This is a genomic window from Curtobacterium sp. MCLR17_058 (assembly GCF_003234705.2).
Taxonomy (GTDB): Bacteria; Actinomycetota; Actinomycetes; order Actinomycetales; family Microbacteriaceae; genus Curtobacterium; species Curtobacterium flaccumfaciens.
Genome location: NZ_CP126262.1, coordinates 3,748,961 through 3,763,554, shown reverse-complemented (window position 1 = coordinate 3,763,554; position 14,594 = coordinate 3,748,961). Strand labels below are relative to the sequence as shown.

Sequence of the window (14,594 nt, the reverse complement as noted above, 5' to 3'; positions counted from 1 at the left end):
TGGTGAGTTGGCGGAGGATGGTCGCCACGGGCCCTGTTCGTGCGAGCCGCCAGCTTTGGCAGGCCCAGAGGCGCAGCGCGGAGGGTCTGCTGCCGTGGTCAACCGATTCGTCAGCTACCACGACGTCTACCGGGGCGTCGCGAACGCCGGCAAAGATGAAAACGACAAACTCGGCGCCTACACCAACTTCGCCCTCTACAACTCGGCAAGGGCCGAGCCTGCGTTCCTCACCCTGCTCGACGACCCCGTCGCGCGCGCCGCACTCTTCGACGGGACCAATGCGCAGCTGGCGGCCGCGTACCGGCGCGTGAACAGGGCGGCAGTACGTGAAGCCTTCGCTTACAACGGCTGGAACGGCTTCGAGAACCCACGTCTCGTATCCTTCGCGGGGACAGACGACGACTAGTACGTCTCCCGCTCTCAGCGGCCAATGAACCTGAGTGGAGCAACCCGAAGCGCCACCGACGTCGCGCCAGACTGCTCACCTCCCATGTCCTCCGATGCGAGGATGGCATCCGGGTGATGCCCAAGAAGACGGAAGGAGGCGCCTCCGATGACCGCGATTCCGTGGACTGTCGTAGACCCTGACACTATCGAGCGGATGATCGCGGTTGGGCTGTGTCGCCGACACCAGCATGCGCGGCGCATTAGACCCTCACAGGGCGACGGTGGATTGGACGTCCTGGTACCCACCGGGCAGTCGCAGTTCCACGTCGAGAACTACCAGGTCAAGAAGTTTGCGGACGGACTCGACGACTCGCGGAAGCGCCAGATCAAGAAGTCTCTGAAGACTGCGATCGCGACCCATCAGGACACGACTTCTCGCTACACCATCTCAAGGTGGTATCTGGCGCTGCCCATGGACTTCACCCGCGAGCAGGAGACATGGCTCGCAAACGTTGCTACAGAGCTCAGTGCACCGTTCCCCGTTGAAGTTTTCGGGCTTACCCAGATCGAGGATCTGCTGCTCGAGTCGCCCAACATCCGCGAGTACTACCTCGGCGACGGCATGCAGAAGGTTCGCGAGATCCTGAACCAGATGAGTAGCCTCACCGAGCTCCATAACCTCACGACGGATCCGACGAAGATCGAACCTGGTGACGTGTCGAGTTCTCTGGCGGATCTTCACCAGCAAATAAACGCGGCCGACCCGCACTTCAACTACGACTACCAGGTGACAAAGGACCCGCCCGTCATCACGCCCAGGGTCGGACTCGTCGCCAGCGTGATCGCACGAACGAGCCCCGAGGCGCCACACGTGACCTGGCATGTCTCCACCAAGTACGACAGTGCCCTGGAAGACCGTCCTATCCCGGGTAGCTACACCGTGTATCCCGAGCGGATGACCCCCGAGCAGCGCGAGGCATGGGAGCAATGGCAGGATTACGGCACGCCCGTCACCCTCCACGGTGACGTTGTCGACAATCTCACTGTCGACCTCCCCGGAGGGCTGGGCGGTGAGCTGCCCGCCAGTGACAATGTGCTGCGAATCGGCCCGGCTGTGGGTGAGTTCGATGACGAACCGACCGGCCGATCGCTCTGGGTGATCGAGGACACCGAAGGCCAACGCCTGGCCGACCGGCTCTTCTCGCTGCGCCGCACAGGACGCGGCGTTGCTGGCGGTGAACATCTTCACGGCACCGACGCAGAGGACTATATCGGCGTCGATCTTTTCGTGAAAATGGACACCCCGGACGGGAACTCCATGAAGGTGAAGCTCGATGTGCGCGGGGACCGCTGGGTGGGCGAACCCGTGCAACGAGTCCTGCCAGCGCTGCGCTTTTGCGGGTCGTGGGGTAACGACAACAGGCTGCGCCCACAAGACGAGTTCGGTCTCCGTGTTGCCGAGCACACCTTTACGCTCAGTGGTGAGGCGCCTATCTCACCTGCCCTGGTCGCAGCCGTCGAGGACCTGGCGCGAATCAGCACGGCGACGAAACGACCCATCGCGCTGCCCGAAAGCATCCACGCCCTGGCAGATCAGAAGGGCGTAGGTCTGCGCGTCATCGCCGACACGGTCGCCGGATTGGAGCCTGAAGTTGGCATCGGCGAACTCGTCCTCTGGTACGAAGATGACCCTGCAGCGCTCGACGACTTGATGGCACGCGCCGAAACCGGGAAGCTCACTGTTCCCTGGGCGATTCCCTTTCCTCTGCTTGACGATGATTTCGAGTTCGCGTTCAACCTCGAGATCACCGGCGAAATCGCACTTGTACCTGACGTCCCGAGCGGCACCCACGCGCAAACCCGGAGGGCCGTTCGTCTCATTCCTGCGGCCACGACCCGCGGTCGTCTGCGCCAGGATCTCCCTTCGTAGGTGTGCGACGTCCTTTCTCTCAGGTCCGCGTGCCCCCAAGCTGTAGTTCCCCGTGGGGTTGTGGACACGAGCTCGTGGGGTAGGCCGCCGAGGCCGATGCGTGGTCGGGGCCCGGGCTTGAGTGCTGAAGGACGACGTAGAGTGCTCCCGTCGCTACACATGCGCAGTCGGACGATCTAGCTGGCGGAGAACGCAGACGAGTTGTTGGCGAGGAGGACGACGATCTGTTCGTTCCGGACCATCTACCGCAGGCGTCGACACGACGTCAAGGTCGCGCGACGCATCACGGAGCGCATCAGCCCCGGCGAGCCGGAGCCTTGCGTCGAATGGCGCGGAATCGTACGCACCGAGCAAGCGCGGCCGGGAGTGACACACTTCGCGCTCGCGGGACTGGCTGACGGTGCTCAGCTCGGTTCGAGGACGATCCTGTCGGCACTCTGCGTGTCATCGCGGGCGTCTGGCTGGCACACCAAGCAGACGATTGCCGAGGCGACCGTATCGGGGTCCGCGTGCTCCGAGAAGCGTGCGACCTGCCAGCACTGACCGCGCAGGCGCGCTGAGGTATCCGTGTCCCTGGCCGCGTCCAGCCTCTGCAACGGAGTCCGCCGGTTCCTGCCTGGCCTGCAGCAGGGCGAGGCGATCCCCGTGGAATTCGATCTCTCGCCGCCGATGACGGTTCGGATCAGCGGACCGACCCACCCGACTCAATCGGTCCCGACGACGCGTCCGCGTGGCCTAGGCAAGCCTCGTGCGGCGACTGAAAATCGGGTAGCCGAACGGCTACGGCGACAGCTCGGTCCTCTGAGCGTTTCCGTGTCGTTCGGCCCCAAAAGTGTCTCTGATGTGGTGGAGCCCGAGCGGGCTTCGAGCCTCGATGCTGATCGTGAGAACTGCTGGGGCGCGCCTGACACCGGGCTGCTTCAACACGTGCTCGGACGTCAGATCTTGAACATCGTCCTGGCCGTCAGCGCCACGGCGACGCCCGCCTGCGAGCCGGCGATGAGGAGCGCTCCCGCCCAATCGATCGACGCCGTGTTCTGCGAGGTGATGACAAGCACCACGTTGACGCCGATCTCGGCGACGCAGATCGCGATGCCTCCCAAGAACGCAAGGAAGGAAGGCGCGGCGGCTCCAGCGGCGCCCAGGATGACCGCGATGACGGCTAGGAGCAGCTCAGCCTCCACCGGCACGCCTCGCAGAATGTCGACATTGAACGGGTAAACGAGGAAGAGGAGGACGTCGATCGCGCCGAGTGCGCCGATGCCTAGCTTCGGGATATTGAACATCCGCAGCATGTTGAGCAGTACCCCGAACACGAACGAGAACCCGAACAGGACCATCGTCACGACCGAGATCAGCCCGTGCACCTGCTCTTCGACCGGTCGGTTCACATAGGACACGAGCAACGCGATCGACACGCATGCCGAAACGACGCTCAAGATAACGTCCCGGACGACGCGGACCACCGGGAAGTCCATCATCAGCGCGACGGCCCCCACGACGGCCGCCGCGACGAATGGTGACCACCAGGTGGCGTTCGTGAACTGGATCAGCCCTGCCTGCCAGAGCCCAACCATCACAAGCCCGGGGGCAATCCAGTTCTGCAGTCGCTTCGACGCGTCGTAGTCCTGGAAACCCGACCAGGAGCGCGCGCCTCCGTATGACGGAACCGTCGCCTTCAGCACGGCGACGATCACCACGACGACCAAGACGGCTACGGCGGCGCTGGAGATCACGCGTTCCATGGGTGCTCGATGCCCTTTCGCGCTGTCGAGTGAATCTCGTCGGGCGGAGTTTCGTCGCACCCACGGGCGCGACGAGGTTCACATCCGCGCCAAGATCTCCTTCTTCTTGGCTTCGAACTCGGCGACGCTGAGGATTCCCTGGTCGCGCAACTCCGCCAACTGGGAAATCTGCTCGGGCCCGGACGCAATCTTCCCGGACGCTGCCGCCGTGGGGCGGGCGATCGCCGACTCGACCTCGTCTCGCAGAGCCGCGAACTCCTTCTCCGCGGAGCGTCCGAACAGCAGCGCGTTCGGGTCGTGGCGGGCTTCCAGCATCGCTGGCTGCGTCAGCGTGCCGCGGTGATCCTGCTGACCAACGTTGACGCAGAAGAAGCCCTCCGCGATGCGGCCTGCCGACTCGAACTGGATGTAATTCACCGATCGGAGTGGGATGCGAACTGCCTTCTTGCCAGCCAGCGTGCTCGCGATGCCCTTCGGCTGGATCGTGATGTAGTCGCCGTCGAAGCTGATGACGCCGTACTTGCTGCTTGCGCTTCCCATTTAGTCGTCCTTCGGGTGAGGGGAATGCTGCGGGTGCTCGGAGTGTAGTCGTAAGGGATACTCATGTAGGAGCCCAGAACTGAGGCATGCGTGATCACGCAAGGCGCGGCACTGTCGGCGCGACCGAAGCGGCTGGCCACCTGGGTGGCCGGTGATTGCAGGGGGGATGGCACCCACCGTCCCAGGCTCGACCAGGGCTCGGGAATCGCAGCTTGCGTGGAAGTGTTACTTCTGTGACACTTGAATCTGCGCGGTGTAGGTTCTCCAATACCTCCCGCCAACGCATCCACCACGCATCGAAGGCAACGATGACCGCCACGCTTAGTGCATCCGACGTTCCCGCGACCGAGCTGAACCAGTTGGAGTCGCTCCAGCGATCCCTTCCCGAGGCCTCGCCGCTCCGATCGACGCTGGCGAAGCTCTCCGACGACTTGCGGCAGGGTTCCGACGTGTTCGTCTGGGGCGACGACGAGTTGTTGACGACCACGGTCGCAGCGAAGGTGATCGGCGTCAGCCGGCCGCACCTCTACAAGATCCTCGACTCTGGCGCACTGCAGTACACGAACGCTGGACGCGACCGCCGCGTCCGCGTCGCGGACCTTCACGCTTACGTCGCCAAGACGAACGCCGCGCGACGCGCCGACGCCGAGTTCCTCGCCAACCGGGGTGAGGGGAACGCTTCCCTCGTCGACTTGATCGACTGATCGGACGTGCTCCTCCGAAAGGCCCGATGGTTCGCCGTCGGGCCTTTCGCTTAGGCTGAACGCATGCCGCTAGAGCGACGCGTGACGCTGCGCTGTCTCACCGAGGACCTCAACACCGACTGGGGTGTCGCCGACCACAAACGTGCCGTCGCGGAGCTGAGCAGGCGCGCCGAGCGAGTCGCATCCGGCAATGCGACGGACAGTCATGTAGCCCAGGTGCTGGAGTGCCTGCCGGAACTGAACCGCCTGGACCACCCAATCGTCCGACACTTCGACGAAGCATTCGCGGAGGATGCGGACGCGCGCGAGAGCATCACTGGACTCAAGGACCCGCACTGGTGGAAGCAGAAGACCAATCGGTGGCGAGGCGCAGCGACCGATCACGCAGTCGTCGGTACCGGGTCCGTGTGGCTGTGCGCCGCGGGCCTGCGCGCGGGCGGCGAGCGGACGAAAGACTTCTACGCCCGGTTCATGGACCGGGTTCAGCGTGCCGGCGCGGCGTCCGTGCTGCCGACGGACGCGGACCGAGTGGTCAGCCGCACGTCGGGGAAGCTCAACGCCCTCAGCGCTTGGTCGCTGCAGGTGCAGGTCACGGTGCTCACACTCCTGCACGCGGCGAAGAACCACAACGCCGGCGGAGCGAGTGTGACGATTCCGGCACCGTCGCGGTCGGGGGATGGAGCGGCGTCCGTGGAGGTCTCCTTGGACCTCGCGATCGAGGAGGTCGACGGTGACGAGATGGTGGAATGCCTTCTCACTGTGACTGCTCTCGGGCATGAGAACGTCCGATGGGCGGAGGAAGTCGCCTTCAAGGCTCGCGGCATCCTGAACCCGGACGCCGCGCTTTGGCGGCTCAGCGTCACTGCTGACACCTCGATCACGCACTCGGCATTGCTGGACGGCGCCGTCTTCTCGCTCGCGAGCGACGTCGCGGCGGGCCAGCCCCTCACCGCCGCGGCGTCACAGGGTCTGCGTCTGGGCACAGTTGCGCATTACTCGCCGCGTAAACAGCTCACCGACGCCACAGTGGACGGAGTGGCGGTTCCGGCGCTCTGCGGGTACTGGTTCGTTCCGATGCGAGACCACGAGGGGCTCGACGTGTGTCCCACCTGTGCCGCCGCACACGCGTCGTTGGCGTGATCGTGGTCCCGGGCCGTCAAGGCTGCTCGGACTGCGGTGCGGACCGATCGTCAGGGGGTCGGGCATAGTGACGGGGCGACGGTCGGCGCGTCATTCCGGCCACTGTCGAGAAGCGAGAGCGCACTTCGACAGCTCGCAGCGCTGAGAGCCGTACTCTCGCTCGGCTTACCTCGGCAGCCGCTGACTCTCGCGATCAGAAGTTCGTAGATCGCGTCGTCGTCCCAGGTGGTGTTCGCAGCATGACCTTCGGTGGTTGGCACCTGCGGGGATCACGCGGGCACGGTCGACGCTGCATTAGGTGAGTGACGACGGCATCCAGTTGTACTCGTCGGAGATCGCGCTGTTCATGCGGTCGATCGTTACTCGAGATCAAGGCGCAACCCGACGGCCCCGTCCTCAGCGGCGGCGGGTGGCGCCAGCGCACCGAGACGAACTGATGACCCGCGCGCTCACCGAGGGCGCGGGTCATCAGGCTCAGCTCGTCAACTTCGGTGGATTGGCCAGCAGCAGGCCGAGCACCTGCCGCGCGCACTGCGCGATGTAGGGGTCACGGCTGAGCGACAACACGGACATCGCGACGACGAGACCGACGTGCGCGAATACCATGGCGGCGACCGCGATGCTGATGAGCGGGACGGTGCGGGGTGGTGTGGACATTGTGTCCGCCTTCCGGCCTGAGCGTGCGTCTCCGAAGGATGGCCAGGTCCGTGGAGGGGGGTGCTTCGAAGCGTTCGAAGCGTCTCGCGTTCTATGCGCGGACCTTCGCGGACGACGTGAGATTCGTGCGAAGAAGGACCCTGCCGCGCCTTCGCAGCCTCTCGAATACCCGGCGCCTGGGTTCGCAGCCGACGTCTTGGCGATCACTCCGACGCTCGTGGTCGCCGACGTCTGGGCTGGCGAGGTCAGGCAAGCACGGCCGCGGCGAGACCGCTGTTGCTCCGAGCCTTCACCGCGCATGCGGACAGACTGTGACTACACCTGCGAGAGCGAGCGCGGTGGCCGCACTACTCGCGGGCCTAGGAGAGTACGTCGGTGGTGCAGCCTCAGACCATCGGTTGCCTGCTCAGCCCCCTCGGCGGACTGAACGGGCTCAACACGTGGACGGAGAGCACAGGCGTGCGTCCGATAGCAAGATCGGCTATCGAGAGACGGACACGGCGCGTCCGGACGTCAGGTGAGGCGCTATGCCTGTGCGAAAAAGTCACCGGCGCAAGGCAGACTAGTGCTGTGACACTCGTCGTGCGTGATCCCCTCGATAGCGCCACTCTTCGCAAGGCGCGCGGCGCGTTCTTCACACCCCCGAAGATCGCCGCGTTCGTCGCGGACTGGGCGGTCCGCTCGGCCCACGACGCAGTGCTGGAACCGTCAGCGGGTGATGCGGAGTTCCTGGTGCACGCGGTGGCACGACTGCAAAGCCTCGGTGCCGTCGACCCGCACGTGTACGGAGTAGAGCTACACCAGTGGAGCGCTGACGTCGGCGCTGAGCGGATCACTGATGCTGGCGGCAGCGTTGATATGACCGTCGGTGACTTCTTCGATACGCCGGCGACCCCCCGCCACTCGGCCGTCGTCGGGAACCCGCCCTACATCCGGTTCCAAGACTTCGCCGGTGATGCGCGCGCGAAAGCGCGCGCTGCTGCACTTCGGGGCGGCGTGGCACTTTCCGGTCTGGCCTCATCGTGGGCAGCGTTCACCGTGCACGGCGCGCTCAGCCTGCAGCCCGGCGGGCGACTCGGCTACGTGCTTCCGGCGGAGCTCCTGCACGCGAACTACGCCGCCCCAGTGCGGCGGTTCCTGTTCGAGAACTTTGCGCGCGTGGATCTCGTGCTGTTCGAGGAGCGGGTGTTTGCAGAAGCTGAGACAGAGGCGCTACTACTGCTGGCCGACGGTTACGGCGGATCCACCGATCATGCTCGCATTCGCCAAGTCAACGACGCCGACGCCCTAACCCTGGACCTGCCGGCAGCTGCAACTTGGACCCCGACCGACCCCGCTGCAAAGTGGTCCGGCTCCACAGTCAGTCCTGAAGCGGCTCGTATCTACGCAAAGCTGATCGTCGACGGCACGTTCACGGCGTTGAAAACCTGGGGCGAGACGACGCTTGGGATGGTCACCGGCAACAACAAGTACTTCGCTCTCAGTCCTGATCGTGTGGCAGAGCTCGGTCTCCTTCCTCGCGAGGTCCTCCGCCTCTCGCCACCAGGATCAAGCCATCTGCGCGGACTCGAATTCTCAACCCGCGCTCACACCGAGCTTGGGCGCGCGGGGAAGAGAACGATGCTGTTCCGCCCGCCCGGCGAACCCTCCAATGCGGCGCTCGCATACATCGCTCAGGGTGAAGCGGATGCCATCCACACGGCTTACAAGTGCCGGGTGCGGAGGGACTGGTGGCGCGTACCCCTCGTCGCCAAAGCCGACATGATGCTGACCTACATGAACGCGGACACTCCGCGCCTGACGACAAATAGCGCTGGTGCCCTGCATCTCAACTCTGTCCACGGGGTCTACCTCGCCGCTGAGCACAAGAAACTGGGCCGCGAACTCCTGCCCGTCGCGGCGCTGAACTCGGTCACGATGCTCGGCGCTGAGTTCACCGGTCGCGCGTACGGCGGGGGCATGTTGAAGATGGAGCCCGGCGAAGCTGATTTGTGGGCCCTCCCTTCGCCCGCCGCCGTAGGGGCCGCGAGCGACGACTTGCTCGCAATCCGGCCACAGGTCGCAGGGAAGCTGCGCCGCGGAAACGTCTTGGACGCGGCGAAGCTCGTGGATGAAGTTTTCCTGATTCGAGCGCTCGGCATGCGCCGATCCGAGGTGGCAAAGGTCCGTGCCGCGCGTGCGACGCTAGCTGGTAGGCGGGAAGCGAGGAGCCGACGTGGTAACGGTTAACGATCGACTGGTTGCTGCAATCCGCTCTTGCGGATCCAAGCCCGGAAATGAAGCGCCCCAGGCGACGAAGAAGAACTACAACGAGAAGCTGTCCGCAGCGATCGCCCTCGCGGTCTCATCAGAGCTTCGCGCACGCGGCATGGACGGTGCTCGACCGACCGGCCCAGGGGAAGCTGGCACGAGCGGCGCCGAGCGACGACTCGCAGGCGGCATCGGAGCCAAGAAAGTTGACGTCACCTGGGCTACCGAGGAGTCGGGGCTGATCCTCGCTGTCAGCGTCAAGACAATTCTCTTCCGCGACGGCACGACGCTGAACTTCCAAAAGAATCTCACCAACCGCCGAGCGGACCTCCTCAATGAAGCGGTCACCCTGCATCGCCGCTTCCCCTACGCCGTACTAGCCGCGTTGCTCATCTTCGACGTCGGCGCCGAGAGCGACGGCACTGGACGACGCAAGTCGACGTTCCTGAACTCCGGCCCGCGGCTGCGACTGTTCACCGGCCGTCAGGATCCCTCAGGGCGCGACGAGCAATACGAGAAGTTCTACGTTCTCCTGGCCGACCTCAACGACACTGCGCCCTCTGTACGTGCGTTCGAAGCGAACGATCTCTCCACCGAGGTTCCACTGTCCGAGGCTTTCGACACCCTTGTCGCCTTGATCGGTGAGCGAAACTTCGATCTCTACGAAGGGCTTGACGGACACGTCAGCAAGGCATGACCCGCCTCTAGGACCGCTCACGAGGCTGAGGGGATCGCCGTCTTCGCGAAAAGCCGACAGTCTGATCCGGTGCGACCGCCTGTAGCCATCTCCTGATGGCATCGAAACCGCTGTAGACGACAGCTGACCAGTGCTACCGAACCATCCACCGCTGGGGTAGTTGAGACATCCGAGCGGCCCGTGACTCTGTCCCAACGACGCCCCCATATTGAGCGGACACGACCCGCGCGACTCTCGCGCGGGTCGCGGAGGGGTATCGGAGCGGAGAGGCGCGGAGCTTGGCTGTGCTGCGATCGGTCAATCGGCCGAACCAGTCAGACGGCATGTTATGCGGGCTGATGTTCTCCGCGGCGGCGTCCGATCGAGGCACGGGAGTACTCCCCCAGCACGGGTGCGCCGTGACTAGACATCGCAGCCGAGGCGAATGCCAGCTCACGACGCATCGTTGTGGTCTGTCGAGGTTTGCGCACGCAGACTGAGTTCAAGCTTGCGGGGGTCGCTGAATACGAATGGGGACATGGGGAGGCGCGTCTCGACCTGCAATGTGCCGGGACCGACCGAGGTCGGTTGAACCGTCTCGAGGCTTCTCGGGTAGACGGCTGCGCCGGAGAACGCGTCAGTCAGTTCTGCTTTCACGTCCAATTCGATTCTTGCTCCGAGCAGTTGGGCCGCACGCATAGGCGTGCAACTGAGGGCGACACGAACGACGGTTGTGGGGAGGCCCATCGTTGGAAGCCATACCGGCTCGGGCGAGAGAGTGGCTTCAGTCACGTCGGCTCCGTCGATGGGCTCGTTGACGGTGACGGGAAAGACCGCATCGTTGAAGGTCGTGTGGGCGAGAAGCGGCGGCTGCCCCTCAGGTGCGTCGGTCATGTGTGCTTTCGTCCTTCCAGGAGTGCGATTATCGGGGCCACGCTCCGTCCGGAGCGAAGCCAGTCGCGGGGCGTTTGAGCGTGGTCGTCTGCCATGAGTTGATCGGACTGCGTCGTCATGAACGTTTGAAGCATGGCTACTGCTGCCGGACCGCCGGCAGCGGCGACGATGACGTTCAGCCACGGCAGGACTGCCCGGCCGTCGAACTGCCAGCGTGGAAAGTGCGCTTGTCCGCCAATCGTGAAGGCGTACAAGCGGCCGACGCGGGCCGCCTGTCGGACCGCGTCCACGGGTTGCCGCAGCAGCCGGCTGGTCTCCTCGTCGCTGAGCGAACCAGCGATCAGCGCCGCCATCGTTTCGTCGTGAGCGCGATCGAGTGCGCCGTCGGCGACGGCCTGGCTAGCACGCGCAAGCTCCAAAACGGCCTCCAGACCGTCGCTCCCCGAACGTGCGGCGCGTTCGTCGCCTTGTTCTTCATCACGCTGCGACGTGCGTCGGGGCCGGCGAGTACGACGGTCAGGAATGGCAAGCTGACCGTCACACCCCGCGAGTCGCGCGATGGGCCGGCCATGTAGCACGATGACGATCTCCTCGCCGTCGCGTGCCCGCTTGAGCAGACGCCCGAATCGATCCTGGAGCTGCCGGTCCGAGACGAAGGTGAGACGGCGGTTCGTTACCTTCCGGCGCCAACGCCTGTCGGCGATATCAGCGGCGACGACCTTCTCCGCTGCGGCCACCGCAGACGTGAGGAGGAACTGCTCGGGCGTCACGCCGAGCTTCCGTGCGACAGCGTGAACGAGGTTCGCGTCCGAGCGGGAGGGCATGACCGCGCCGGGGCTGTGCTGGCCGCGCTTCGCCGCCTCCGGCTCAGACATCGAAATCCGTGTCGGAGTATTCGGATTGGTCCGGCATCAGCGTGAACTCCAGGGTGCGAAGATCGAGAAGGCCGCCACCGCCGTAGCGGGCGTAGTTGGGCGCGAGACTGATCACCCGCTGCGTATCGGACAGGCGGCCGTGCCCGTACACGTGCATGTGTCCATGGAAGACGCGCTTGGCTTGGACGGAACGAGCGAGCCAGGTGGTCCAGGATCGGGACCAGCGAGACTGCTCGATCTCAAAGGCCTCGGTGCCCTTGGGCGCTGGGCTCGCGATAGCGTCCTCGACGCTCGGGACACCCGCGTCCACCGCTTCGTGGGTGAACAGGACGTCGACCGGCGGGCCGGCCGCGGCAGCACGGTATTCGTCTTCGGAGGGAAGCTCTGACGGGTGCCAATCAGGGCGGAACGTCGAACGGGCCACCGACGCCGCTCCCCCGAAGCTCATGCATCGGACGTCAGCCAGGTTGAACCGAAACCCTCGAGGCATCGTCCACACGCGTTCACCCAGGCGGAATGGCCTCTCCGGGTGCGCTGAGAACTCCTGTGCCAGCCGTTGCGGCCAGTCATGGTTGCCGGGAACGAGGAGGAAACGATCGACGCCCGTCGTTCGGCACATCGCGTCCACCTCTGCGACGAGTTCAGCTCCCCGACGCCAGACCTTCTTGCCCACGCGCGTCGGACTGGAGTAGCGCAGGTCGCCGAGCTGCACGATCGTTCGAACATCGGGTGAGACGTCGGCTATCTGCCGGAACCGGCGTCGCAACGCCCAAATGTGGCTTTCGACGTCGCCGAGTAACGCGATCCGACGATCGGTGGGATCCGACCATTGCGATCCTGCCTGCCCGTCAGGCGTTGGCCAGACATCGCGCTCGGCCGATGTGAGCGAGATCACCGAGCGGCCACGGAGCGTCATTTCGCGTTCACGGCCGAGGTCGGCGTGGTCGGACTGGAGCGAACGCAGGACCTGTCGCTGGCCCGGTCGGCTGGGAGTGTGCGCCTCGCGGGACCGGGGTGATCGATCACCGGCGAGCCGAAGGATGTCATGAAGCGCGTCACCGTACGTGCGGTGCGTCGCCGACGGCGCGAGCTGAGTCGTTCGGTCATCTTCCAAGCGCATCGTCCGCCGGTGGGGAGGGTGCAGCTTGACACTGGGTCAGTCATCCACGTCGTCCTTCCGAGGAAATCCGCTCCAGGCCTTCGATTACCGCTGCTGGGCGGAAGCGGGCGAGCCAGGTGATGGGGGTCAGCTCGCCCATGGCGACGAGATGGGTCTGTGGCGTGGCCATGTGGTCATCTAGCTTGAGTGGGCCGATGTGCCGCTGGGCCACCGCGCGCGCGATCTGAGCCGTATGCGGTAAGACCCCTGTCCGGGTGTCGGCGAATTGCCAGCGCTGGAGGCGGTCTTCGCCGTGAATGAGGTGCGCGACGAGCTGTTGGTCGTCGATCGCGTCGCGGATGTCCGCGGCGGTCGTGTGGAGTCTTTGCGCCGCTTCCCGGACGGTGAGGGTCCGAAGCACCTCACGGGTGTGAACGGCGACGCGATGTGCGACCGGGTCGTGTGGTGCGGGGCGGGTGATGGCCGGGGGATCGAAGGTCAGCTCCTCGAGCGCGTCAAGGAGCGCTCCGTAAATCACGCTTGCTGGAAGACGTCGCCGTCGGACCAACGTTCGGATGCGTGCGAGCTGTGCGACCGCGAGGTCGGAATCGCTGTCGTCGCCGGTCAGCGGCGCGGCACTAGTCGTGACTTGCCGTTCCATTGCCCCCACCCCCAACCGAGCGATGCGACGACCTTCTGGACACATCCCGCGAGGGCGTCCAGGGCCGCCCGGCACGCCTTGAGATCATCGAGGGCGTCCACCCTGATCGTGCTGACGGCGTCGTGCAGCGTCGGCCACGCCGGGCCGAGGTAGCGACGGAACAGTGGGCCGTGCGCGGCGATGTCTTTCTCCGCCCCGCAGCAAATGATCCGGGCCCCGACCGTCACGAGGCCTTGCGCGGCGTGGTGGATCAGGCGTTCGGCGGAGAGCTGGTCAGCGTCGAGGAGGCCGTCGACGCCGGTCGCTCGGACTGTGTTCGCGAGCAGCTCATTCACGCGCCGCACGAAGTGCTCATTGACCGCTGGTCTCGGGGCGGGTAGATCGGCGACGGTGCACCAGGCGCGCCAGGCCACGGTGTTGAGGAAGCAGTTCCTCGCCGCGTGGGATGGAAACCACGCCCTGACATCGGCGTCGGTGGTCGGAATCGGGTCGATATCAAGAGCGTGACCCGGCGTTGCGGACGCGACCAGGAGACGGACGCCGTCCTCTGCGCCTCGAAGGAACGGTGTGATGTTCGTCCACGCATCTGCCGCGGCTCCGTCGCCGTTCACCAGGGCCAACGGTCCGCGGTCGTCGGCCGCGAGGTCGGTGAGCCACTCCGGCGGGGCCAGACGCGGAACGATCCGTTCGGGGTCCGCGACCACCACGCGAGGTGGCGTGGAGAACGTGCCCGTCGCTAACACGCCGGCGATATACGAGCCGAGGACGGGAGGGTGCGAGGCCGCGCTGCCAGGTGGAGTCGGGCCGATCCTGGACACGACAGCGGGAGCGAATCCCGGAAGGACGGTCAGGTCCGGAAACGATTCGATACGTGTCAGATTCACCTTGACCACCTCTCTGCGGGCACGCAGAAACAGCGCCCCGTCGAGGGCGCGAGACCAGATCGCGTCGACGGCACCGAACCGTCGTCGTGTAGGGAAGTTACGCAGGCGCTCTGATCGCGTCCAGCCGTAAACGTCGGCCGCCGTCCGCGATC

14 protein-coding genes are annotated in these 14,594 nt (G+C 65.3%); 6 read left to right on the top strand and 8 right to left on the bottom strand.

Annotated elements, in window-relative coordinates; all coding sequences use genetic code 11:
- Positions 1-94 precede the first annotated feature (94 nt).
- Both DEJ11_RS17885 and DEJ11_RS17880 read left to right on the top strand, forming a co-directional pair.
- Positions 95-406 carry a hypothetical protein gene (locus DEJ11_RS17885; protein WP_111102748.1) on the top strand — a complete coding sequence of 104 codons (312 nt, stop codon included), beginning with the start codon at positions 95-97 and terminating at the stop codon, positions 404-406.
- A 147-nt stretch (positions 407-553) separates the two neighbouring features.
- Complete coding sequence (locus DEJ11_RS17880; protein ID WP_111102747.1) at positions 554-2,317, top strand: hypothetical protein; 1,764 nt, start codon at positions 554-556, stop codon at positions 2,315-2,317.
- A gap of 938 nt (positions 2,318-3,255) precedes the next feature.
- Here the strand turns inward: DEJ11_RS17880 and DEJ11_RS17875 are convergent.
- Together DEJ11_RS17875 and DEJ11_RS17870 are read right to left on the bottom strand one after the other, a co-directional pair.
- Positions 3,256-4,062 carry a hypothetical protein gene (locus DEJ11_RS17875; RefSeq protein ID WP_111102744.1) on the bottom strand — a complete coding sequence of 269 codons (807 nt, stop codon included), beginning with the start codon at positions 4,060-4,062 and terminating at the stop codon, positions 3,256-3,258.
- Between the two features lie 78 nt (positions 4,063-4,140).
- Positions 4,141-4,602, bottom strand: a complete 462-nt coding sequence (locus DEJ11_RS17870) for a DUF4429 domain-containing protein (RefSeq protein WP_111102743.1) — start codon at positions 4,600-4,602, stop codon at positions 4,141-4,143.
- Positions 4,603-4,835: 233 nt separating this feature from the next.
- Here DEJ11_RS17870 and DEJ11_RS17865 point away from each other — a divergent pair, with 233 nt between their 5' ends.
- Together DEJ11_RS17865 and DEJ11_RS17860 are read left to right on the top strand one after the other, a co-directional pair.
- Complete coding sequence (locus tag DEJ11_RS17865) at positions 4,836-5,306, top strand: excisionase family DNA-binding protein (RefSeq protein ID WP_146250010.1); 471 nt, start codon at positions 4,836-4,838, stop codon at positions 5,304-5,306.
- A gap of 63 nt (positions 5,307-5,369) precedes the next feature.
- Positions 5,370-6,446, top strand: coding sequence for a DUF3039 domain-containing protein (locus DEJ11_RS17860; RefSeq protein WP_111102740.1), 1,077 nt, complete (start codon positions 5,370-5,372; stop codon positions 6,444-6,446).
- A gap of 474 nt (positions 6,447-6,920) precedes the next feature.
- Here DEJ11_RS17860 and DEJ11_RS17855 read toward each other — a convergent pair whose 3' ends face one another.
- Positions 6,921-7,103 carry a hypothetical protein gene (locus tag DEJ11_RS17855; RefSeq protein WP_111102739.1) on the bottom strand — a complete coding sequence of 61 codons (183 nt, stop codon included), beginning with the start codon at positions 7,101-7,103 and terminating at the stop codon, positions 6,921-6,923.
- A gap of 570 nt (positions 7,104-7,673) precedes the next feature.
- Here DEJ11_RS17855 and DEJ11_RS17850 point away from each other — a divergent pair.
- Positions 7,674-9,332: an N-6 DNA methylase gene (locus DEJ11_RS17850; protein ID WP_111102738.1), complete on the top strand. Its 1,659-nt coding sequence runs from the start codon at positions 7,674-7,676 to the stop codon at positions 9,330-9,332.
- The gene (locus DEJ11_RS17845) at positions 9,319-10,050 is read left to right on the top strand and encodes a hypothetical protein (protein ID WP_258375278.1); all 732 of its coding nucleotides are present in this window, start codon (positions 9,319-9,321) and stop codon (positions 10,048-10,050) included. The genes DEJ11_RS17850 and DEJ11_RS17845 overlap by 14 nt, the downstream gene beginning before the upstream one ends.
- A 432-nt stretch (positions 10,051-10,482) precedes the next feature.
- Here the strand turns inward: DEJ11_RS17845 and DEJ11_RS17840 are convergent, their stop codons facing one another.
- The 5 genes from DEJ11_RS17840 to DEJ11_RS17820 are packed head-to-tail and all read right to left on the bottom strand — an operon-like array spanning position 10,483 to position 14,442.
- On the bottom strand, positions 10,483-10,923 hold the full coding sequence (locus tag DEJ11_RS17840) for a hypothetical protein (protein ID WP_111102737.1): 441 nt from the start codon (positions 10,921-10,923) through the stop codon (positions 10,483-10,485).
- Positions 10,920-11,798, bottom strand: a complete 879-nt coding sequence (locus DEJ11_RS17835; protein ID WP_111102736.1) for a type II toxin-antitoxin system Phd/YefM family antitoxin — start codon at positions 11,796-11,798, stop codon at positions 10,920-10,922. The genes DEJ11_RS17840 and DEJ11_RS17835 overlap by 4 nt, the downstream gene beginning before the upstream one ends.
- Positions 11,791-12,912 carry a metallophosphoesterase family protein gene (locus DEJ11_RS17830; protein ID WP_181440769.1) on the bottom strand — a complete coding sequence of 374 codons (1,122 nt, stop codon included), beginning with the start codon at positions 12,910-12,912 and terminating at the stop codon, positions 11,791-11,793. The genes DEJ11_RS17835 and DEJ11_RS17830 overlap by 8 nt, the downstream gene beginning before the upstream one ends.
- Positions 12,913-12,958: 46 nt before the next feature.
- The gene (locus tag DEJ11_RS17825) at positions 12,959-13,558 is read right to left on the bottom strand and encodes a hypothetical protein (protein ID WP_146250009.1); all 600 of its coding nucleotides are present in this window, start codon (positions 13,556-13,558) and stop codon (positions 12,959-12,961) included.
- Positions 13,522-14,442, bottom strand: coding sequence for a hypothetical protein (locus DEJ11_RS17820; protein ID WP_146250008.1), 921 nt, complete (start codon positions 14,440-14,442; stop codon positions 13,522-13,524). The genes DEJ11_RS17825 and DEJ11_RS17820 overlap by 37 nt, the downstream gene beginning before the upstream one ends.
- Between the last annotated feature and the right edge of the window lie 152 nt (positions 14,443-14,594).